General features: G+C 46.4%; 26 protein-coding genes and 1 pseudogene. 10 read left to right on the plus strand and 17 right to left on the minus strand.

Annotation, left to right across the window (positions count from 1 at the left end):
• Nucleotides 1-51: 51 nt before the first annotated feature.
• Together GSF01_RS28065 and GSF01_RS28070 are read right to left on the minus strand one after the other, a co-directional pair.
• Nucleotides 52-216: a hypothetical protein gene (locus GSF01_RS28065; RefSeq protein ID WP_159888570.1), complete on the minus strand. Its 165-nt coding sequence runs from the start codon at nucleotides 214-216 to the stop codon at nucleotides 52-54.
• A gap of 176 nt (nucleotides 217-392) precedes the next feature.
• The gene (locus GSF01_RS28070) at nucleotides 393-542 is read right to left on the minus strand and encodes a YvrJ family protein (RefSeq protein WP_159888571.1); all 150 of its coding nucleotides are present in this window, start codon (nucleotides 540-542) and stop codon (nucleotides 393-395) included.
• A gap of 172 nt (nucleotides 543-714) precedes the next feature.
• On the opposite strand from GSF01_RS28070, the gene GSF01_RS30535 reads away from it, so the two are divergent.
• The 4 genes and pseudogenes from GSF01_RS30535 (at nucleotide 715) to GSF01_RS28090 (ending at nucleotide 4,616) form a co-directional block, all read left to right on the plus strand.
• Nucleotides 715-1,065 (plus strand): sigma factor-like helix-turn-helix DNA-binding protein, encoded by a 351-nt coding sequence (locus GSF01_RS30535; RefSeq protein WP_159888572.1) that lies wholly within the window; start codon nucleotides 715-717, stop codon nucleotides 1,063-1,065.
• Nucleotides 1,011-1,259, plus strand: coding sequence for a helix-turn-helix domain-containing protein (locus GSF01_RS28080; protein ID WP_201305503.1), 249 nt, complete (start codon nucleotides 1,011-1,013; stop codon nucleotides 1,257-1,259). The genes GSF01_RS30535 and GSF01_RS28080 overlap by 55 nt, the downstream gene beginning before the upstream one ends.
• Nucleotides 1,260-3,116: 1,857 nt before the next feature.
• Nucleotides 3,117-3,925, plus strand: a pseudogene (locus GSF01_RS30635) (IS110 family transposase); the annotation flags it as partial.
• Nucleotides 3,926-4,028: 103 nt separating this feature from the next.
• Nucleotides 4,029-4,616, plus strand: a complete 588-nt coding sequence (locus GSF01_RS28090; RefSeq protein WP_159888573.1) for a stalk domain-containing protein — start codon at nucleotides 4,029-4,031, stop codon at nucleotides 4,614-4,616.
• 628 nt (nucleotides 4,617-5,244) lie between these two features.
• On the opposite strand, the gene GSF01_RS28095 is transcribed toward GSF01_RS28090, so the two are convergent.
• Entirely contained in the window at nucleotides 5,245-5,982 is a 738-nt protein-coding gene (locus GSF01_RS28095) for a VanZ family protein (RefSeq protein WP_159888574.1), read from the minus strand.
• Nucleotides 5,979-6,305: a PadR family transcriptional regulator gene (locus GSF01_RS28100; protein WP_159888575.1), complete on the minus strand. Its 327-nt coding sequence runs from the start codon at nucleotides 6,303-6,305 to the stop codon at nucleotides 5,979-5,981. The genes GSF01_RS28095 and GSF01_RS28100 overlap by 4 nt, the downstream gene beginning before the upstream one ends.
• A gap of 291 nt (nucleotides 6,306-6,596) precedes the next feature.
• On the opposite strand from GSF01_RS28100, the gene GSF01_RS28105 reads away from it, so the two are divergent.
• Together GSF01_RS28105 and GSF01_RS28110 are read left to right on the plus strand one after the other, a co-directional pair.
• Nucleotides 6,597-7,217, plus strand: a complete 621-nt coding sequence (locus GSF01_RS28105; RefSeq protein WP_159888576.1) for a carbon-nitrogen hydrolase family protein — start codon at nucleotides 6,597-6,599, stop codon at nucleotides 7,215-7,217.
• 22 nt (nucleotides 7,218-7,239) lie between these two features.
• Nucleotides 7,240-7,995, plus strand: coding sequence for a class I SAM-dependent methyltransferase (locus GSF01_RS28110; protein WP_159888577.1), 756 nt, complete (start codon nucleotides 7,240-7,242; stop codon nucleotides 7,993-7,995).
• Nucleotides 7,996-8,172: 177 nt separating this feature from the next.
• On the opposite strand, the gene GSF01_RS28115 is transcribed toward GSF01_RS28110, so the two are convergent.
• On the minus strand, nucleotides 8,173-9,036 hold the full coding sequence (locus GSF01_RS28115) for an SDR family oxidoreductase (protein ID WP_159888578.1): 864 nt from the start codon (nucleotides 9,034-9,036) through the stop codon (nucleotides 8,173-8,175).
• A 185-nt stretch (nucleotides 9,037-9,221) separates the two neighbouring features.
• Here GSF01_RS28115 and GSF01_RS28120 point away from each other — a divergent pair, with 185 nt between their 5' ends.
• The gene (locus tag GSF01_RS28120) at nucleotides 9,222-9,800 is read left to right on the plus strand and encodes a TetR/AcrR family transcriptional regulator (protein ID WP_159888579.1); all 579 of its coding nucleotides are present in this window, start codon (nucleotides 9,222-9,224) and stop codon (nucleotides 9,798-9,800) included.
• A 184-nt stretch (nucleotides 9,801-9,984) separates the two neighbouring features.
• Here the strand turns inward: GSF01_RS28120 and GSF01_RS28125 are convergent, their stop codons facing one another.
• The 5 genes from GSF01_RS28125 to GSF01_RS28145 all read right to left on the minus strand — a co-directional run bounded on the left by GSF01_RS28125 (nucleotide 9,985) and on the right by GSF01_RS28145 (nucleotide 12,674).
• Complete coding sequence (locus tag GSF01_RS28125; protein WP_159888580.1) at nucleotides 9,985-10,302, minus strand: hypothetical protein; 318 nt, start codon at nucleotides 10,300-10,302, stop codon at nucleotides 9,985-9,987.
• Nucleotides 10,303-10,434: 132 nt separating this feature from the next.
• Nucleotides 10,435-11,223: a sigma-70 family RNA polymerase sigma factor gene (locus GSF01_RS28130; RefSeq protein WP_159888581.1), complete on the minus strand. Its 789-nt coding sequence runs from the start codon at nucleotides 11,221-11,223 to the stop codon at nucleotides 10,435-10,437.
• Nucleotides 11,220-11,669, minus strand: a complete 450-nt coding sequence (rsbW, locus tag GSF01_RS28135; RefSeq protein WP_159888582.1) for an anti-sigma B factor RsbW — start codon at nucleotides 11,667-11,669, stop codon at nucleotides 11,220-11,222. The genes GSF01_RS28130 and rsbW overlap by 4 nt, the downstream gene beginning before the upstream one ends.
• 20 nt (nucleotides 11,670-11,689) lie before the next feature.
• Nucleotides 11,690-12,049 carry an STAS domain-containing protein gene (locus tag GSF01_RS28140; protein WP_159888595.1) on the minus strand — a complete coding sequence of 120 codons (360 nt, stop codon included), beginning with the start codon at nucleotides 12,047-12,049 and terminating at the stop codon, nucleotides 11,690-11,692.
• Between the two features lie 169 nt (nucleotides 12,050-12,218).
• A complete protein-coding gene (locus GSF01_RS28145) occupies nucleotides 12,219-12,674 on the minus strand; it encodes a DUF948 domain-containing protein (protein WP_159888583.1) in 456 nt (151 codons plus the stop codon).
• Between the two features lie 96 nt (nucleotides 12,675-12,770).
• Here GSF01_RS28145 and GSF01_RS28150 point away from each other — a divergent pair, with 96 nt between their 5' ends.
• Together GSF01_RS28150 and GSF01_RS28155 are read left to right on the plus strand one after the other, a co-directional pair.
• On the plus strand, nucleotides 12,771-12,947 hold the full coding sequence (locus tag GSF01_RS28150; protein ID WP_159888584.1) for a hypothetical protein: 177 nt from the start codon (nucleotides 12,771-12,773) through the stop codon (nucleotides 12,945-12,947).
• A gap of 18 nt (nucleotides 12,948-12,965) precedes the next feature.
• Complete coding sequence (locus tag GSF01_RS28155; protein WP_159888585.1) at nucleotides 12,966-13,454, plus strand: Dps family protein; 489 nt, start codon at nucleotides 12,966-12,968, stop codon at nucleotides 13,452-13,454.
• A gap of 263 nt (nucleotides 13,455-13,717) precedes the next feature.
• On the opposite strand, the gene GSF01_RS28160 is transcribed toward GSF01_RS28155, so the two are convergent.
• Entirely contained in the window at nucleotides 13,718-14,137 is a 420-nt protein-coding gene (locus GSF01_RS28160; protein ID WP_456238677.1) for an ATP-binding protein, read from the minus strand.
• 47 nt (nucleotides 14,138-14,184) lie between these two features.
• Entirely contained in the window at nucleotides 14,185-14,589 is a 405-nt protein-coding gene (locus GSF01_RS28165) for an STAS domain-containing protein (protein WP_159888587.1), read from the minus strand.
• A gap of 198 nt (nucleotides 14,590-14,787) precedes the next feature.
• Here GSF01_RS28165 and GSF01_RS28170 point away from each other — a divergent pair, with 198 nt between their 5' ends.
• A complete protein-coding gene (locus GSF01_RS28170; protein WP_159888588.1) occupies nucleotides 14,788-14,952 on the plus strand; it encodes a hypothetical protein in 165 nt (54 codons plus the stop codon).
• A gap of 183 nt (nucleotides 14,953-15,135) precedes the next feature.
• Here GSF01_RS28170 and GSF01_RS28175 read toward each other — a convergent pair whose 3' ends face one another.
• From GSF01_RS28175 to GSF01_RS28195, 5 genes are all read right to left on the minus strand, one after another.
• The gene (locus GSF01_RS28175) at nucleotides 15,136-15,300 is read right to left on the minus strand and encodes a hypothetical protein (RefSeq protein ID WP_159888589.1); all 165 of its coding nucleotides are present in this window, start codon (nucleotides 15,298-15,300) and stop codon (nucleotides 15,136-15,138) included.
• 243 nt (nucleotides 15,301-15,543) lie between these two features.
• The gene (locus GSF01_RS28180; protein WP_159888590.1) at nucleotides 15,544-16,239 is read right to left on the minus strand and encodes a hypothetical protein; all 696 of its coding nucleotides are present in this window, start codon (nucleotides 16,237-16,239) and stop codon (nucleotides 15,544-15,546) included.
• A 27-nt stretch (nucleotides 16,240-16,266) separates the two neighbouring features.
• Nucleotides 16,267-16,647, minus strand: coding sequence for a general stress protein (locus tag GSF01_RS28185; RefSeq protein WP_159888591.1), 381 nt, complete (start codon nucleotides 16,645-16,647; stop codon nucleotides 16,267-16,269).
• A gap of 41 nt (nucleotides 16,648-16,688) precedes the next feature.
• Entirely contained in the window at nucleotides 16,689-17,864 is a 1,176-nt protein-coding gene (locus GSF01_RS28190; protein ID WP_159888592.1) for a glucose-1-phosphate adenylyltransferase, read from the minus strand.
• Nucleotides 17,865-18,172: 308 nt separating this feature from the next.
• Nucleotides 18,173-18,763, minus strand: coding sequence for a hypothetical protein (locus GSF01_RS28195; RefSeq protein ID WP_159888593.1), 591 nt, complete (start codon nucleotides 18,761-18,763; stop codon nucleotides 18,173-18,175).
• Between the last annotated feature and the right edge of the window lie 208 nt (nucleotides 18,764-18,971).

Genomic DNA, 18,971 nt, shown 5'->3' on the forward strand with positions numbered 1-18,971 from the left:
TGTCTCCTTTAATCTATCATTTGGTAATATGAAACTCGTTCGTAGAATCCTTTAATCTCTCTTCTCCACCTGGTTCATTAAAAGTTCTCTAATATATTCGACTAGCATCTGGGGTGTTGCTACTGTTTCGGGTACTCGGACTACCTGAGCGATTTCTTCTAGGATTTCTTTATCCTCTTTCAAAATTTGTGCCTTTGCTTTTCCACATTCACACATATTTCTGTTCCTCCTCATTGTTTTGATCGTAGGAATATTTGGTTTACTAGTTTAAATTTTCCAACCAAATTTTCGCTCCGTCACATATAAAGCAAATTTTGGGGTTCTAAATACAACTAAAAAGTTATTTTATATGCTTTAGCTTGCTGTCGCACACGAGATAGAATAGAGGCCACTTACTTAAAATCTTGTATCTTCTTAATAAGTTCTGTTATTGTTTGATCCAATTTGTCTAGGCGTTTTTGAACATTTATTAATAAAAACATAGTTACAGCTATAGGAAACCCAATATCGCTTATGAATTTTATCAGTGCAGTTGATTCCATAATGTTCCCCTCCTTTCCAATTCTCCCCTAATCTAAATGTAATTTTTTTGTAAATAACTACAACCAGACGAAAAAACAAGAACATGTGTTCTTGTTTTTTCGTCTGGTTGTATATAATATCCAATTTTTTACGTATTGTATGAGGGGAGAAAAAAGGTGAGGAGCAAATAGAATGGATTATAATGTTGAAAATCCGTTGTATTATTATCGTGAAGAATTGTATCGGTTTGCTTGGCGTATACAATATCACTTGCGTAAACAAAGGAAATGTGAGCTATTATGCTTCGATGATGAACAGCTGGGATCGGAATTGGAGTTAGATCTGGTTGGTAATCTACATATAGAAGAATTGATTGCGTCTATTGACTCCCCTAAGGCTAGGTATATCGTTCGTCGGATTTACATGGATGGGATGACGGAGAAAGAGGTTGCAAAAGAACTTAATATAACTCAACAGGCGGTGAGTAAATGGAAGAAAAAAAGTTTGGAAAGCATTCGAAGAAAATGGGTGTCAGACCAGTAATTCCTGAAAATGAAGCCAAGAGTTTAACAGTGCACTTATTAAAGGCAAAAAAGGGTGACAAAGAAAGCCTGGAAGTGATTTTGTGTTATTTTGAAGAAGATATAGAATTACTACTCAAATTCATTAATTTACCTAAAGAAGATGGATTACAAACTTTGAAATTAGCCTTGATTGAATCGATCTTAAAAGAATAATGCTTTGGGTTGATGAAAATCGTCAAGAAGATAGCCTACGATCCAGATTAATTCGGGCACGGCACTTCATGTTCGTAAATTTTCTGTAAAGTAAAGCATACAGTGTGCTGCAGTTGGGTACTTTTGAAGGCTGAAATGCTTAAGCCCTCTGATGTATCTGGATCCGTGGCCTTGCTCTTGCTGGAGCAGCGCAGTAGATATAATCAATCCAACTTCTTTGGATAAGGGAACAGTTGCTGAAGGTAGAAACAGATCCAACATATGCAGGGAGCTAGGTGAACCTATCGGGGCACTTCGTGGGTGTGAAGGAGGACTTAATTTCTGAATCCGTAACGGGGCCCCAGGGTCTGTTATCCTTTTGTCGTCGTATCTCTTCCTTCTTTGTAGCTCCTCCAAAGGGATCTTCTTTTATTCCTATTTATAAAGTCCGTGTTGAGTTCCTTTTCCTTTACATTAACAAATACCTCGTCATGAAATCAGTACTCGCTAGTCCCACTATCTTGATAAATATAGTAGCGTGCATTGCTCAATTGATCAGCCAGTGTTGGTGATTTGAGATGCTCTGAAATACATTCGGAGAAAGAACATTTTAAGTTTGTGTGAATTGAGTTGATTAACGAATTATTCATATGATCCCCGTCCACTAGGATGTGAGAATGTTTCTTTCAAGGTCATTAGCATACTCATATCGCCCTAATTTTCCCACACCTATCTTTGTAATTTCATCAGTGAGCTGATTAATAGATACATTCATCTTAGCACCGAATTTCTTTCGAAATTGTGAGTCTAGTTGACTCGCTAATTATTGTATAATATTTCCACGGATGATTGAAACAAAAGATTCTAGGCAAAACATGTGGACTGAAAACTAATCCCCCGGTTCACCGTCCCTAATTCAAATGGAAGCTTGCATTGGAAAGATCACCAATACAAGCTTCCATTTGAATTTTTAACGGGACTCACAAAGATGCCTTTTTGGGGCTATGCTCCAAACATCATTTCACTCCACTTCGTTCCGCTCCAATCATGTTTGACGATGACAAGCCGGTATCAAGGCTTCGCCATCCTGCCACCCAACCTTAAAAGATATTCTTGTGGGCAGCACTACGGAGCCAAGGCTTCAGGCGCTATCGGTCATGGCTGCCCGCAAAGCAAAACCTGTGGAACTCTTCCCCTTGAATGATAATGATGTGGTTATTTTGCATTTTTCTGGAGGTGCCGACTCGATGGGTTGTCTCTTTGAACTAATAAGATAGGGGCTGGATTTATCGAGACTCGAGATCTGGCATCCATACGTGGACGGTAGATGCTCCACTTGCCAATGACGTAGAGTTCCATTAATGGACGGCTTTGCGGTACATTGATTCAGAACGTGTGCAGCGGTTCGCCTCGGTTGAGAATGCTATTGGCCACACGATCGATGTGAAGCTGAGGCATACTGGATAAAGCAGTTCTTGGGGCAATGGAAAAGGTCGCCTTTAGAGGATCCCCGACTGCCGCAGTGGAATTCACTTGCACTGCGGCACGATTTTTCTTTAACTGACCTGCTGATGGACGATTGGGCGGAGCCTCTTGGAGCCCAGCGTGGCTGTGAAGGAGGAGATCAAGGCAACGTCGTTGGCCGTGTTGTGCGAAAACACAACCCGGTCATTAATGAAATTATATGAAAAAATGGTTTAAAATATATTCTTTGTGTAAAATATCTTATGCGGAATAACTTTATGCGGATGTTCTACGTCTTATAAATAGATAAAAAAAGTTTTTAGGAGCCATTCCTATAAAACAAAAAGAGCGCCTCCTGTATGCTGGGTCTGGAATGTGTACCATTCACTGCCCTAAATGAAGGAGAAGCTCACCATGAAGTATAAGCAAAAGCAGAGGCAAAATCAACGAATTCTAAGAATTACCGATCAAACACTTGTTGGCAGAGCAGATATTGCCAAAGAAACGCATGTTGCCCGATCGATCGACTTCCGTGTCATTGAGCTAGAGACTGTGTGTTTGAGAACTCACGAGAAGGCCTAACCAAACTAGTATTGTGGATGAAGGAGTTAAAACGGTAGCACGCCAAGACGGACATCATATTCGACATTGAGCCCACCGGACACTACTGGTTTCCACTCGCCGAGTTCCTACAGAATGAGGGCATTAAAGTGGTTGTCGTCAATCCGCATCATGTGATGCAGAGGTTATCGCAGATCTCGTTCGAAACGGAAAGTATACGGAGCCTCAATTGCCTACTGATGTGTACGCTGATCTAAGGATCTATATGAAATTACGTGAAAAGATCATGGTCAATCTCGGCCAGTTCCAGCGCCACGTTCAGACTGGTTAGATCGTTTCTTTCCAGAGTACAACCAGGTGTTTAAGGACTGGGAAGGGAAAGCGTCATTAGTCAAACTTTCCGAATCCCCGATACCGCAGGAAGTGGTAGGCCTAGGATCATTTGCGATCCTCAAGCGTTGGAAGCAAGATGTAAACGAGCTGTGGGTACCAAGAGAGCAGAGAAACTAGTCAGAGTAGCTTCGGAGTCCATTAGAATAGCCCCAGGACTAACAGCTGCGCAAATGGAAATGAAGGCGCTCCTGGAACAGCATGAATTGCTAACACGCCAACTTGAAGACATCATGAATCAAGCGGAGAGCTTGTTAGAACGAGTGCCGGGGCATGCTCAGAAAATTATGCCAATGCTACATGATATCTCACAACTTAAGGAAGTCGATAATTGAAAATCTAAGAATGAATGTGTAAAGTGGGAGGTATTTGATTTTGAAAAAATATATAATTGGCGGAGTTATAGGTGCAGCGTTAGCAAGTTCTATAACAGTCCATGCTGATTTAGTATTAACAACAGTTCAAGCTTATTTATGGCCAACACCGATTAATGTTAATTTAAATGGAAAACAAACCTCGTCTTCAACGGACATTGAAGTGTTGAATTATAAAGATACAGCGTATGTTCCACTCCGTTATATTTCTGAAAATTTAGGTGCAACAGTAAAATATTGGGATGACACTCTCGCAGGAAGGGCGATTTTTATAGATGCTGCTGATGAACGCAATCTTACCTTGAAAGACAAAGGTGAGATTGTTGGAATGGGTAATTTTTATTTTGCTCATGGAAACAGAACTTCGATGATTGCTCAAATAAAAAAATACAAGGAGTATCCAGCAAACAGCAACCTTTCAATCCGATTCTACGATAGCGAAGGTACACTCTTATTAAAACAATGGGTTTTTACACATTTCGATTTGGATTTAGGTGAAGTGCAAACCATTACTAAACAGTTGGAAGGCAATATAGAAAAGGCTGATTTAACAAAAACCGAGATTGAATTTGAGTTAATTCCCAAATGAAGTTATTTAAAGAAGCAAATAGCCAGATGCTAAATTCGCATCTGGCTTATGCTAATTATCATCTTGCTTTTATCAGTAGATACATGGGACTAAAATCAGGCCCAATGGAGTTCAACTGCGCTAGTATTTCTACCAACCAGCGTACGGGTAGAACTATCATTAATATTAAATTGCAAATTGCTACATAATCAACAATACCACCAGTTCTTTTGGATATACTGAGATCATTAGAATTGGAAAGCGGCCTTCGCCCTGCCATTATTCTAGAGGCTACGGGTCATTGCCAATTTCCGCTGATTGAACTCCGAATCGTTTTCTCTGAGCTGCACAGAATATCGGCACTCTCCTTAACAGGCATTCCCATGATACGCAGACGAACCGTCTGCAATCGCTTGTACATCCCGCGATCCTTTGTAAATCTTAACCGTTCTCTCACTTCAGCTAGGGCTTTCTTTTTCTCCATCCCGTCCACCGCGTTATCCCGATTCTTACTATAATCAGTTCGACGATGATAGGGACATCCCTTTCTCATTTTGGAAATTCAATGATTCATTCTATATAGGAAAGTAACATTATCCAAAGTCAAATCGCCCCCGATGCTTCAGCTATCGTTCCCATCCCTCAGCAATCAGGCTTTGGCTTTTCCTAATCTTTGTACTTTTACTTTTCTGATGGACGAGTATGTAAACCATCCAATTGCCGAGCCGATTACATAAAATAAAATATCATTTACATCCAAAGCTCCGGTATTGGTTATGAATTGTACCAATTCCATAGATACCCCGGTTACAACGGAGTACGTTATAATTTTCTTTAGAGTATTGACCTTAAATAATATCGGAAGAAAAAAGCCTAAGGGAATAAAAAGCAAAACAACACCTAGTGCTGTAGTGAAAAATGTAATGTCAAATGCATTTATCTTAGCAACCCAAAATACAGATTGAATGATTTCTCGGTCTATGTTTTTAAACGGAATTAGATTATGGTTTGAATAAAGTCCCCAATTAAACCTTAGAGTAACCCCTCTTCCGGCATTGCTTAGGTACGATAAATTTTCAAATTTTCCCACAAAACAAGCCATTGATACAAACCACACGTATATACCAAAACATAGCCAATGCGTTACTTTTAAGATTTTTTTGAAGGGGTTCAGTGTTTTGTCTAATTTTTGTTGTAGTGATTTGTATTCGCCAAAATCAAAAACCGCACATTTTTCAGCAATATCTTCCGCAAGTCCCTTCTCTACATACTCTTTCTTTAATAACATCAAATGGTCTTCGAACTCCTCGATAAGTTCTTTTGTTGTACTCGGATCACAGTCAAGACCTGAAGAGAGTTGTTGTAAGTAACGCTGGATATGGCTCATATGGCTCCCTCCGTTACGTTTAATATCACGATGTTAAGTTCATTCCATTGTTTAATTTTCCGAGTAAGTTCAGCTTTGCCATTTTCCGTGATACGGTAGTATTTCCTTCTTCCCCCATCGTTTGATTCCCCCCAATACGATTCCACAAATCCCTTATTCTCTAGGCGCCTTAAAGCTGGGTATAATGTTCCTTCGCTCATATCATAGAAGTTGTTGCTTCTTTGTTTTAAGTTTTTAATAATCTCGTATCCATAAGAATCGCCTCTGTTTAGTTCGGCTAATAGTAAAATATCAATACTGCCTTTCATCATTTCTTTATCCACGGCGCTCACCTCCGATATATTACATAAAATTGTATTACATAGTACATTGTATTACAAGGCAATTGGTCGAAATTATCCTTCTCGTTCCCACCCCATTCCCTGTCGGAGCACCACAGATAATGAAAATTTTATTACGCCGTTAATCTGACTATGACGACCACGGTGCACCACGGAATGTCGCTCCTTTTTGGTTAGCAGCAAGACACGAACGCTAGTTTTAACGATTTGCCCAATTCTTCCATCTAGGCTATGATTTTAAATATTCCATTTGAACCTTATTGGAGGGATTAAATGAAAATAATGATTACTCAACCAAAGCTTGAACAAACTATTAGACAACTAGAGAATGAACTACATAACAACTCTGTCGATGTAGTGATATTCCCTGAGGGATATTTAAATGAAAATGTTGAAGAAGCTTGCCGCCTGGCGAAACGATATAATACCGTACTCATCGGCGGACATAGAAGAATGAACGATCGACCGAAAGATAGAGCCATTATTATTGACCGTTCAGGGACTGTTATTCTAGACAGAATCAAATATAGCCCTACATCGTTTGTTGAAGTAGAAGGACTGACAATTGGTCACATACTTTGTGATGAATTAATCGTCCAAGGCATTAAATACGAAAGTGAAATAGACATCGATTTAGTGGTACATCCAATTGGTGTCGGGATGTTTAGTGAAGAACAATTTCAAGAATGGATAGATGAAGCTCGAAAAATTGCGATTGCATACAATACGATGATTATTGGCACAAGTCACGCCGATGGTTCCTACCGGGATACTGGCGTGTCGATCCCAATTGCATATTGCTTCGATATAAATGGAGAAGAAATTTTCATCTCAAAGAATGACGTTCGATCAAGGATATTGGATTTGCAATCAAAGACCATCTATATATCATAAAAGTTCTATGAGGTGATTGAGTATGCTGGAACAAAGGGATATGATTCAACTAAACAAAATGGGCTGGGATAAAGTCGCTGACCAGTTTTTTGAAGGTTCGTTTGACATACTTGACTACGGTTCATATGCACCAACAGAGGAAGAGCTACACTTACTTGGTCAAATTAAAGATGCCGTTATTTTAGAAGTAGGTTGTGGAAGCGGTCATACCTTGGAGTACCTTGCTAAACGTGGAGCACGAGAGCTATGGGGCGTAGATCTATCCAGTACACAAATAAAGACAGCAAAAGAAGTTGTCTCGAAACAAAATACTCCTGTCACCTTTATAGAATCGCCAATGGAAGATATTCCGGGTCTTCCTGAACATTATTTTGATAAAGCCGTCTCTATCTATGCACTCGGTTGGACAGTCGATTTACCGAAAACACTACGCAATATCTATCGAAGCCTTAAGCCTGGCGGTATTTTAGTCTTTAGTTGGGAACATCCTGTACACAGTGTTGTTGAATACGTCAATGAACAATTAAGGTTTAGACGTTCTTATGTAAATGAGGGATTTGAAAAACATGATTCTTGGAGAGGTACACCAATAGTCATGCACAATCGAAAAATAAGCACTTTCATTAATGAACTTATTAATACCGGATTTGTTATTGATAAGGTAATTGAGGATTCAAGGGTTGATGACAATGATACAAGTAATTCAAGCAAGTGGTACTCTGGAACGAAGGCTCGTATCATACCCTCTACATTGATTATCAAGTGTCATAAAGTTTGAGTCCACGTATCAGACCCGAGTGAAGCTTCATTCGTGAATGTGAACATCCCGATTGGGCGGATATAGCTTATGATCACGGCTACAGCGGTCGCGATTGCTGGACTAGGAAGAACGGCGCCTTGACATTGACCGCGAACAGCCGAATAGTTGAAAAGACCTATCGTTGATCTACTTTTTTCAACTATATAGGGACACAGACTCCTTCAAAAAATCCCTTAGCTTCATCGGAGGCCGACCGATCAGATCGGTTAAAGCGGTAGTCGTTTGGGCGAAATCCCCATTACGGCTGGCACGAAATAAACCCATAGTTATGTCAATGCGTGGCTCCGGGAAACCCTGTGCGATCAGATACTCCCTATACGCTTCGTCTGACACGACTTTTGGGTAGATCGATCGGCCGGTGAGATCCGAAAGCATCGCCGCAACCCCCTCCATATCAATCGCTTCAGAGGCCGTTAGATTCGGGGATAGGCCGTCCAAGCTCTGCTCGGTTAAAATGACTGCCGTGGCTTGCGCCAAATCCGAGTGCGTTGTCCAGGCAACCGGACCGTCCTCGGGAACGACCAGTACTCCCGTTTTGATGGCTTTACCCAATAATCCAACCAAAGAGGAGGCGTAAAAACCGTTACGAAGAGACGTGTAGGGCATGCCCGATTCTTTAAGCAATGCTTCTGTCGCCGCGTGGTGAATCATGGGCGGAAAATATGACGTCTTCGAAGAACCCATATGACTCGTGTACAGCACCCTGCCGACGCCGGACTTTTTTGCTGCGTGAATGGCTGTTTGATGCTGACGGATACCCGCCTCTCCCAAAATGCCGGACGAGATAAGCAGAACCTGCGACGCTCCTTCAAAAGCATCAAGCAAGCTCTCCGCATCATCAAAATCGCCACGACGAACACGGACCCCACGAACCGTTAAATCCTGGGCCTTGCTCACTTCTCTGACACTGACCCCAATCTGTTCAACAGGGATACGCTTAAGCAATTGCTCTACCACGCCTCTGCCTAATTTTCCATTTGCTCCAGTAACGATAAGCATATTACCTCCATCCTTTCCTCGGCGAAAGATTTGCTTACCATACGGTTTTGTGCAACCATATAGGCATAATCAAAAGATAAACGGATTGGACCTCGTGAACAATCAACAAAAGGCCGATTTCGTTGGGTTCCCGACACGATTGCCGTTTTGTCTATTTTTGTAAGCCGAAGAAAGGGTGGTTTAGCATGCCGGTAAATCCCGACGACCCCCGTGTAAAAAGAACCCGTCAATTGTTTATACAGGCCTTTAATGATCTGCTCGAGGAAAAGAGAAACATCTATTCGATTTCCGTGCAAGACATCGCGGCTCGAGCGTCCGTGAATCGTGCAACCTTCTATGCCCATTTTGAAGATAAGTTTGCTTTCCTCGAATATTGGATGACGGATAAATTTCATCTCATTATCAAACAAAGACTGCCGGATGATTCAGCCTTCAGTAAAGATAATCTGCACATCCTTGTTCAAACCATCTTTCAATTTCTAGTACGATTTCGACAATACATCACGCCCGGAGACAAACAGTTTGAGCCGATGCTAGAAAAAGCCATGCAAAGAGAATTGCATCGTCTCCTGCTCCAATGGTTGAAATGGGGACCCCACCAAAGCTTCCGGCAAGATAAGCTTGAAGCAAGGGCTCTTGTCGTCAGTTGGGGCATATTCGGATCGGCCTTACAATGGAGCAGAGACGCTCAAGCCCACTCGTTGGAAGCGATGGTAGAAGATGTAATCGAGGTTGTAACCGTTCATTTGAACACTTTTGGGTAGCAAGAAGGCTCGGGAGCACTATGGTAAGGTTGGAAAAACGCCTTCACTCGCTTCATATTCCCTTCTCCCGGCACTCCCACCCTCCTCCAGCCCGCTCCGGCGGCAGCCGCACACAAAACGGAGCCCTCCAGAAGAGGCGCTCCGTTATTTAAGTCGGTCGCTATGAAGTTTGGTTCCTGCTACTCTACACCTGCTCCAATTCGGTTATCCAACCGTCCTCACCCAATTCCCTTTGCAGACACTGCTTGACGGAGAGCTTCTCCTTGTCGGGCTTAACGAAGTATCCATTCTCCAGATAGTATCCGCGTTCCTTCGCTGCGGTCAGAAGATTACAGAATTTGTCCGCCGCCTGGATAGCTTCTTCTTTTTCTGCAAACGTTTCCAAGGGGCTGCCGAATCCTAGCGGGTTGGTTGAAGATTGAATTGACAGAATATAAGAGCCATCTTCTTCCCGGACTAATATTTCGCTTCCGTGACATTTAATCAGATGTTTGACTGTCATAAGATCCACCGCCTTAGATTTCTTCAGGATTGGCTTTCTCGTACTTGCTTATCATTACCCTCCCCGGTAACGGCTGAAACTGTCTCGGAACAACGAACAACCAAAAAACGCATCCCCGTAAAGGAATGCGTTCTAGGATCCGACGCCATGACGCCCATCCGACTCTTGAAAGTAAGCCTTCAACTTGTCCAACGCCCGTTTCTGTATACGTGACACACTCATCTGGGACACGCCCAGCTCCTGTGCGATCGTGCGCTGCGATTGTCCCTCCACGTAGGCCAGCTCCAGCACCTTCTGCTCCTCCGGCTTAAGGTGGACGAGCGCATCCTGCAGCGCAAGCCGGTTATCGACTAGCTGATAAGCATCGCTCGGGGTACCGATCACATCTCCGATCGTGGACCCGTTATCATCGGAAGACAACGGCGTATCCAGCGACACGTAATGGTAATAATCGCGTCCCGCCAGAATCTCGATCGTCTCCTCGACCGACAGCTCCATCTCCGCGGCGATCTCATCCACATTGGGCGACCGCTCCAGGCGTACAGTCAGCATATCGACCACATGCTGGATCTGATTCCCCTTTTCTTTGATACGCCGCGGCACCTGAACGTACCAGGATTTGTCGCGCAAATAATTTTTCATATGGCCGATCACGCTTTTCATCATATACGCCTCGAACTGAACGCCGACTGACAAGTCGAATTGCTTCAGCAGCTTCAATACCGACATTTGGCCGACTTGATACAAATCTTCGAACAGATCGGGGCGGTTCCGGGACATTTTACCAGCCGCCATCTTCACCATCGGCTCATACTGCTTCAGCAGAATCGTAGCGGTGTCATTACAGCCAGTTTCCTGATATTTAATAATAAGCTCATCCGTATTTATCCCTGGATTCGATCGCTCCGAATTGATCTTCATACCATTTCCTCGCTTCGAATGACGCGTTTGGTCAAAGTCACTTCCGTGCCGATGCCCGTTCTTACCTCAACATCATCCATCAGCGCCTGCATCAAATAGATTCCAAGGCCTCCCACGTTGATTTCGTTAAGCGTTTTATCATGCAACGATTCGGCACGCTCGGCCTTGGCTGCATAATCAAAGCTCGGGCCTTCATCCTTCACCGTGATGCGCAGTCCATCCTCCAGTCTTTCGAACCGCACCTCCATCACACCCGGAAAGCCGGGTTCATAAGCATGAACCACGGCATTGTTGCAGGCCTCCGCTACCGCTACCTTCATATCTTCAATTTCTTCATAGGAAAAACCAAGCTTGGAGCTGATGCCATAAAGCGTCAGACGAACCAAATCGATATACTCCGGCTCAGCAGGGACAGAGAGACAAACCACGTGAGATTCCGAATTCATACGCATGCTCCGATCCTTTCTTATCCGTTTATGATCCGCGCTCCGGACGAATCCGCAGGGGGGCTCTGCTGTAAAAACGGGGTAATACCCGTCAAGTCGAAAATTCGTTTAATTTTTGGCGGAATGTCCTCGACCAGAAAGTGGGCCTTCAAAACATCCCGCGCCTTTAGTACCGATACAATCACACCAATCCCCGTGCTGTCAATGTATTGCAGCTCCCTCAAATTCAAGACAAGGCTGCGGCTCGTATCCGCGATATACGGATCGAGTGCCGAACGAAGCTCGGAAACCTTGGATAAATCAAGCTCGCCTCGAAGATGTACGGTCGTCGCTTGCGGTGTTTTAGTTGTGTGCACTTGAAACATATTGGACTTTTCCATCATAGTACCGATCCTTTCTCCTGAACGCTGGCTTGTCTCGGGACACCCCAAGAAACGGTATCCTGCTCATTCCCTGCTTATTACCCGGTCATACAGGGAATGAAACAAGATACCGGCATTCGATGACGAAAGTTGTTCGCTTGCGTCAGCCGAAAGGATCGTAAATCATTTAGTTAGTGCGGGCTGCAGCGGTCGTTTTCTTAGGAGCTCTCCAGGTATGCCAAATTTCAAGCAGCATCGGAACGGCTTGGATCACGCGGCTGATCGCTTCGCCCGTCTTCGGAGTTTCTGCGGGTACATTGCGGCGGATGGAGCCGGCCACCGCGGCTGTCGCCTCCTTCACCGTATCCGTTACCTCCTGGACGGCATCCCCGATGTTCTTGACGGAATACACCACCGGATCGATCGAATGAAGCTTGTTGCGCACATCCACCGTCACTTCATTGGTATGGCGCAGCAGCTCTGTAGCCTCTACGCTGATCCCGTTGATCTGACCTTGAATTTCACGGATCGTGACATTCGTCTGCGACAGCAGCTCCGTGACCGAACGCAGCGTTTTAATCAGATAGACGACGAGCGCTGCAAAAGCGATCGCGACGATAGCCACACTAATCTCAATAATCATGGACAATCCCTCCGTCAATATGGTTTGAAATGGAATTGTCTAGTTCTTACCCGGCTCCATAGAGGCTGAAACGAAGCCCGCAGGAAGGAATGAATCTTGTTTCGTACGGTCATGCTAAGGGTAATGAAAATCAAGCAGGCTGGCGAACTGCCTGCCCTGCTCAGCCTCGGACAGACCGGGCGAGAAGTCGGGACGCCCGACTGTCCGATTTGTCGCGAGCGGTTAACGAAGGGTCGCGGTCCGTCCCACGGGACCGCTACATACAACGAATGATATAGGAGGTAATGAATCATGGCAAAGGTAATGGAGAAGGAATCCAAAACGATGAAATCCGGCGGTGCCGACAAAGAACTCATCGGGCTGCTTAATCAGCAGGTCGCGAACTTTTCGGTTCTGCACATGAAGCTGCATCAGCACCACTGGTTTGTAAAGGGCTCCGGCTTCTTCGATCTTCATAAGAAATTCGAGGAGCTCTACGACGAAGCGAGCCTCACGATGGATGAGATCGCCGAACGCATCCTTGCTTTAAAAGGCGCGCCTGTCTCGACCTCCAAGGAAATCGCGGCGGCAACGACGCTTAAGGAGCACGCTCCGCTGGGCACGGCCGAGGCTATGGTGAAAAGCCTTCGTGACGATTACGTCCAGCTTATCGATGAGTTTAAGGAAACGATGGACGCCGCCGAAGAGAAAGAGGACGAAGGTACCCATGACATGCTCAATACGATGCGAACCACGCTGCAGAAGCATGTGTGGATGCTCGATGCCTATCTAAATGAATAAACGGCTCACCTTGCCGTAAAGAGCCGTCCCTGTCTATGCGGTCCAGCCGCGGCAGGGACGGCTTTTTTGGCTATAGGCAGACGCTTCTAGCTCAAGGCGTGCTGTAGCGCTGGCTTATCCGCCCCCGCTATGCCGAGTAAGCGGCGGAAATCAAAAAGGACCGTCCGGCTATGCTGCATGCCCGGACGATCCTATTTTTTAACGCCTCTGCCTGCCGGGCTGTATCGGATGCGCGTGGGGGGTTGTCCGGTCCTAGCCTACGATCAGGACAGCCGCTTCAGCAGCTCGATGCCTCCCCCCGCCTGCTGCTCTTCCCGGGCGCTCACTACCCGCACTTCGTCAACCAACGCCTGCATCATATACAAGCCGAGCTGGTCGATCTCGAACAACGGTCGCTCCCCTTCCTCCGCTAGTCTCAGCAGGTCGTCCGCGCTTGTCTCCGCTTCTCCGAAGCTTAGCCTGCAGCCCTCTCCCTCCAGACGGATCACCAGCTCGCGGGCACGCATCTGGAAGATCAGCCGCAGCGCCCTTCCGGGCTCTGCATCCAACTGCTGCAGCAGCGCATGATTGCAAGCCTCCGTTAAGGCCACCTTCAGATCCTCAATCTCTTCATAGGTAAACCCCATACGAACAGCGACGCCGTACAGCGTCAGACGGACCGTATCCAGCTCTTCCATATCCATGGGGATAGTCAGGATAACCTCCCGATCCGCAATTCCCGCCGGACGATTCATTGCCCCTCCCCCTTAAGCTTGCCTGAAGGCACATCCCCGCTTGCCGTATCTTGTCCCATTGAGCCGTCCGTACCTTCCGGACCCTCAATAAAAGTCAGAAAGCGCGTCAATCCCGTCATATCGAACAGACGACGAACCTTAGCCGGTACATGCTGGACATGAATCCCCTGCCCCGCCGCCTGCCGGACCTTGAGCAGTGACACGATCACACCGATCCCGGTGCTGTCGATATACGCAAGCTCGCGCATATCCAGTACCAGCTTCCTGGCGGCGTCAGCCGCAAGCGCTTCAGTCTGGCGCCGCAGCATATCGGCCGTACTCAAATCCAGCTCTCCCGACAAGGCTACGATATGTGCGCCAGCGGTTGTTTGCGCGTTTACCCGGAATTTCGTAGCATCCATTTCAATAGCCTCCTCCGTTCGATGTTCTTCTATACTTTCTCTAGGATACCAGAAACTGAACTCGATTTCACGATTCTAGCTAATTCTTTAGAAAACGTAATCGCTTTCATAAGCGGATTCAGGATGGGCCGGCTCGGGTAATAATAGGTACGAAGGACAGTCCTTACAGGTCCGAAACTCAGTCAAAAGGAGCGATAAATGATGGATCAGAGTAAAAACGTAGACATCGAAAGAAAAACCGTAGAGAAGAAAATGGATTCGGGTATGGTTGCCTCGACGTTCATCAAATATGCCGCCTATACTCTGATTTTCTTCGGCTTCCTATACTTCATCGTTCGTTACGTCTTCCCGATGTTCCGCTAGGCCGAAAAAACCTGATGGCTGTTAACAGCCGCCAGGTTTTTTTGCCCTGTCTGTTCAGATGAGGAAAGACGAATTAGCGGAGCTCCGGCGCGCCATTTCCTTCCTACACGCGTAATCTGGGCGTTCGAGAGGAAATGACGGCGCCTAAGAGCTCCGCTATTTTACATACATGAGGGTGAGCCTTCACTGGCCTTGGCTTGACTCGCTATACCCGCTGGAGCTGGAATACAGCCCGGTTCTCGCCAACGACCGTACCGCTGCCATTACGCCGCAAATATGTCCGGCATATTCGCACTCCACCAGTCCGCCCCGGCGTTCTTCTACTAAAAGTTCGCTGCTGTTGCTCATGTTGGTTCCTCCCGCTTGTTTGAATAAGCCGATCTCGAAGGAATGGTTACCTCGGTAACATTGTGTTTCGGTCGAAAGCCTTTATCCGACAGGGCGAAGGCTTTTCTGTAATTTGATTGCATTCTACCAAAAGCCCGGGAGAAAAGAAATAATCGTTTAGTGGACATACCGACAACGACCTCTTCCTCTCGAAAAATGGAAAACGGCCGCCCGCCCCGAGGGCAGCAGCCGCCTATTGCCGGGCTATAAGGACCCGTTATGAAACAGATGAACGGATAGAAGCTTGTCCTGCTCCGGATCAATGAACAGCTTGAGCGCATTCCCGCCGTGCTTGTAGACGATGCCGTCTTCCGCGACCCAGTCAGGGGTCCCAAGCACCGCCTTCAGCTCCTCCGCGTCAAGGGGCAGCTTCCTGCCGTCGATCACGATCTCGCCCACGCTTGCAGGCACCATAACCGCTTGAACCGATTGCAGATACAACCCCACCTTGCAATCCTCGTAGATGAGGATGCGTTCGTCCGGGAACAGCGGCTCGGTCTCCACGGCGATCGGCTCTCCCTTCAGCTCATAGATGGTTTTCAGATCATCCGTAACGGCAAGACCGTTAATACGCTCCAGAGGGAGAGGCGCGTCTGCCAGCTGCGGGATGGCTGCCGGGGCGGCGGGCTCGCCGTTCTTATCAACGAACGTCGATCCCGATGTAGGAACGTTGGTGGCGCCTCCAAGCTTGCCTGAAGCCGCCGCCTCATCCGTAGAAACCGAGCTAGAGAGCGGCACTGCCTCGGCAAGCACACTGCCTGCTCCATCATCCGCCTGTACCCGGGCAGCGGCCAGCACCGCTTCAGGCTGCCGCGGCGCCTCGCCGGCTATCCCCCAGGACATGCCCGATATCCCGATGACGAGAATGCTGGCTGCCCATCCCATGCTCCGCATTTTCATGCCTTCCCTCTCCCTCCGATGCGCTATTTAGCGGGTTGACCCGACGGGCAGACGCCCCTCTACCGGATCACGCTGATGCAAGGCTTGTTCATCTATCGCAATCACGATATGGCCTTTGGCCATCTCCTGCTCGTAGTAATCGACAGCCGAGGGCGAAAGCCCAAGCGAGCCCAGCTTCTCTCTCAGCTCGTCCCCTTTGCACTTGTACAGAGGGGTTGCGGTATGCGCCATCGTTTCTCCAATAAATCCGATTCGGCTCATGTACCGAGGGCGATTCAACCCGCTTTCCTGTACCCTCTCATGGGCCAGTATTTGGATCTGGTCCACCTCCCGACCGGCCTGACGCAAGTCGCTTACCGCTCTTCTCACTTCATGCTCGCCCTTGGCTACAATAATGGAATGAAACATCGGTAACGCCTCCTTTTTTCGACGGGGTATCCCCGGCTAGGTTATTGGATATGCTCCAATTGAAATTGTCCGATTGGCATATAAATTTTCGGGATCTTATCCACTTTTCTGGCGACTCTCTCTCCATCGCCCACCACGGAAATGTCGTCGCCCGTTAAGCTGCCTACGGTCGCTCCGTCTTCGATGACCGCTCCTTCTCCGATAATCGCATTCCGGATAAAGACATTGGAGCCGATCCGCGCCTTGGGCATGACGACGCAGTTGCGTAGTACGCTCCCTTGTCCTACGAAAGCTCCTTCCGATACAACGGAACGCTCTACTTGTCCGAACACAAAAGCCTCTTGGGCGACAAGCGCCTGATGCAGACGAGCCGTTCCTGAAATTCGCGATTTCTTTGCCTGGGATTGGAAGGAGGAATGCAACGGCCACGTTTGCGTGTGGCAGAGGAACTTGGGCTCCTCGCCCACGAGATCCATATGCGCCTCCCATAAGCTTTCCACCGTACCCACGTCGCGCCAATATCCCTCATAGGAATACGTTTGTACGCGATCGCCCGCACTCAGCATAGCCGGAATCACATCCTTACCGAAGTCATGGCTGGAATCGGCCAGCGCGGCATCCTGCTCCAGGACGCGCTTCAGGTAAGACCATTTGAACACATAGATACCCATGGAAGCCAGATTGCTCTCGGGCTCGGCCGGCTTCTCGGCAAACTCGACGACTTGGCCGCTGGCATCGGTCTTCATAATGCCGAATCGATGGGCTTCTTCCCATTCGACAGGGGTTACCGCAATCGTCGCATCCGCTCCTGTCTCACGGTGACGCTCCAGCAGCTTCCGGTAATCCATTTGATAGATATGATCTCCAGACAACACAAGAACATCATCCGGGTGATGTTCTTGCAAATAATCCATATTTTTATAGACGGCATCCGCCGTTCCTGTATAAACCCCGCCATCCGTTGGCGGGAGCAGTTTCACCTGGTTTGTCCAATTTCCACCCATACCTATATGACGATGCAGAGATGCAGCCTGGTATTGGGTGACGACACCGACAGCCGAAATACCCGAATTCGCGCAATTGCTCAAAGCAAAATCAATAATCCGATATTTACCTCCGAAATGTACCGCCGGTTTTGCTTTGCTTTGGGTCAACACGCCCAGCCTGCGGCCTTCTCCCCCAGCCAACAAAATGGCTACGCATGATTGGGACAGCATATTATCACCTTCGCCTCTCTATGTTATAGATGATGAGGTATTCAAGTATAGTGTTCGATAGTTATTTTTAACCATTACCCCCATAAATGAATCAAATCCAACGAAAGAAACAATATTCCAGGCATAGCTTTTATTGGGTGCTCCCCGGTTTTTTCTTTGGTCAAAGTCGGAATTAAGATCTTGTATGTAAATTTATTATTGGATTTTAATGTCAGTGACAAATCCGGAGGCACCGGAAAAAAAAGCCCCGGGAGCATAGAACTCCTGAAGCTTTTCTTCTTGATTATTTAAATGTAATTTCAGCAGGTTTATTGCTCAATCAGTATCGGTTGACCTCCACGATTGATCGTGTTTAAGTTCAAATTTTGAGTGTGTACTTTTGATGTTTCGGTTTCTGAATTCTGAATGGAATTAGGACTTACAACGCGTGCCATATACGTTCCAGGAGCCACAGGTTTCCCATTCAAGTCATATTGATTCCATGTAAAAGCAAGAATTTCATACTTCTCCCATGTCGGAAAGTTCATCGGTGGAAGGGCAGGAGTTTTTCCTGACCAGACTACTTGCTGACTCTCCACATCAATGATTTCAATGGAAAATTCCAGAGACTCTTTTAAATACATAGGCTTATCCTCTGTCGTACCCACTGAAAAGCGGTAACCGATTGGAGCCCCAACTTTATAGATCAAATTCTTTCCATCACGTTTTTCCACAGGTGAACTCAGCACACCAAAAGTGACGTTAAATGGTGTTTGTACAAACGTTCCTCCAGGTCTACCTTCAATTTTACTCTCTTCCCATGTGGATTCTTCGCTTGTGACGGATATCGATTCGATGTTTTCGTTTAACGTATCAGCCGAAGAATTCGAAGAAATCAGATATGCCGTGAATTCTCGCACATCACCAGTCTGAAGTGCTTTATTCTCAGGATTGGAAATTGAAACATATTGTGTTCGGTATTCATTATCTTTTGTTTTGATTCACTAGCGTTGCATAAAAGTTAGCTGAGCTAATTATCACATTATTCTGAATAGGATATTCCGTTCATGGACCAAAAGGTCGATGACCTATCAAAAGGTAGCCTTTGTCCATTTGGTAATTATATGG

This window comes from Paenibacillus puerhi, assembly GCF_009846885.1.
Taxonomy (GTDB): domain Bacteria; phylum Bacillota; class Bacilli; order Paenibacillales; family NBRC-103111; genus Paenibacillus_G; species Paenibacillus_G puerhi.

Bases quoted from the DNA above. Each gene is read 5' to 3' on its own strand.
- GSF01_RS28175 (WP_159888589.1), bottom strand. From the start codon at position 15,300: ATGAGCAACAGCAGCGAACTTTTAGTAGAAGAACGCCGGGGCGGACTG.
- GSF01_RS28130 (WP_159888581.1), bottom strand. From the start codon at position 11,223: ATGAAGATCAATTCGGAGCGATCGAATCCAGGGATAAATACGGATGAG.
- GSF01_RS28170 (WP_159888588.1), top strand. From the start codon at position 14,788: ATGATGGATCAGAGTAAAAACGTAGACATCGAAAGAAAAACCGTAGAG.
- GSF01_RS28140 (WP_159888595.1), bottom strand. From the start codon at position 12,049: ATGGAAAAGTCCAATATGTTTCAAGTGCACACAACTAAAACACCGCAA.
- GSF01_RS28145 (WP_159888583.1), bottom strand. From the start codon at position 12,674: ATGATTATTGAGATTAGTGTGGCTATCGTCGCGATCGCTTTTGCAGCG.
- GSF01_RS28165 (WP_159888587.1), bottom strand. From the start codon at position 14,589: ATGGATGCTACGAAATTCCGGGTAAACGCGCAAACAACCGCTGGCGCA.
- GSF01_RS28110 (WP_159888577.1), top strand. From the start codon at position 7,240: ATGCTGGAACAAAGGGATATGATTCAACTAAACAAAATGGGCTGGGAT.
- GSF01_RS28065 (WP_159888570.1), bottom strand. From the start codon at position 216: ATGTGTGAATGTGGAAAAGCAAAGGCACAAATTTTGAAAGAGGATAAA.
- GSF01_RS28080 (WP_201305503.1), top strand. From the start codon at position 1,011: ATGGAAGAAAAAAAGTTTGGAAAGCATTCGAAGAAAATGGGTGTCAGA.
- GSF01_RS28180 (WP_159888590.1), bottom strand. From the start codon at position 16,239: ATGAAAATGCGGAGCATGGGATGGGCAGCCAGCATTCTCGTCATCGGG.
- GSF01_RS28125 (WP_159888580.1), bottom strand. From the start codon at position 10,302: ATGACAGTCAAACATCTGATTAAATGTCACGGAAGCGAAATATTAGTC.
- GSF01_RS28115 (WP_159888578.1), bottom strand. From the start codon at position 9,036: ATGCTTATCGTTACTGGAGCAAATGGAAAATTAGGCAGAGGCGTGGTA.
- GSF01_RS28070 (WP_159888571.1), bottom strand. From the start codon at position 542: ATGGAATCAACTGCACTGATAAAATTCATAAGCGATATTGGGTTTCCT.
- GSF01_RS28120 (WP_159888579.1), top strand. From the start codon at position 9,222: ATGCCGGTAAATCCCGACGACCCCCGTGTAAAAAGAACCCGTCAATTG.
- GSF01_RS28185 (WP_159888591.1), bottom strand. From the start codon at position 16,647: ATGTTTCATTCCATTATTGTAGCCAAGGGCGAGCATGAAGTGAGAAGA.
- GSF01_RS28155 (WP_159888585.1), top strand. From the start codon at position 12,966: ATGGCAAAGGTAATGGAGAAGGAATCCAAAACGATGAAATCCGGCGGT.
- GSF01_RS30535 (WP_159888572.1), top strand. From the start codon at position 715: ATGGATTATAATGTTGAAAATCCGTTGTATTATTATCGTGAAGAATTG.
- GSF01_RS28095 (WP_159888574.1), bottom strand. From the start codon at position 5,982: ATGAGCCATATCCAGCGTTACTTACAACAACTCTCTTCAGGTCTTGAC.
- GSF01_RS28105 (WP_159888576.1), top strand. From the start codon at position 6,597: ATGAAAATAATGATTACTCAACCAAAGCTTGAACAAACTATTAGACAA.
- rsbW (WP_159888582.1), bottom strand. From the start codon at position 11,669: ATGAATTCGGAATCTCACGTGGTTTGTCTCTCTGTCCCTGCTGAGCCG.
- GSF01_RS28190 (WP_159888592.1), bottom strand. From the start codon at position 17,864: ATGCTGTCCCAATCATGCGTAGCCATTTTGTTGGCTGGGGGAGAAGGC.
- GSF01_RS28160 (WP_456238677.1), bottom strand. From the start codon at position 14,137: ATGGATATGGAAGAGCTGGATACGGTCCGTCTGACGCTGTACGGCGTC.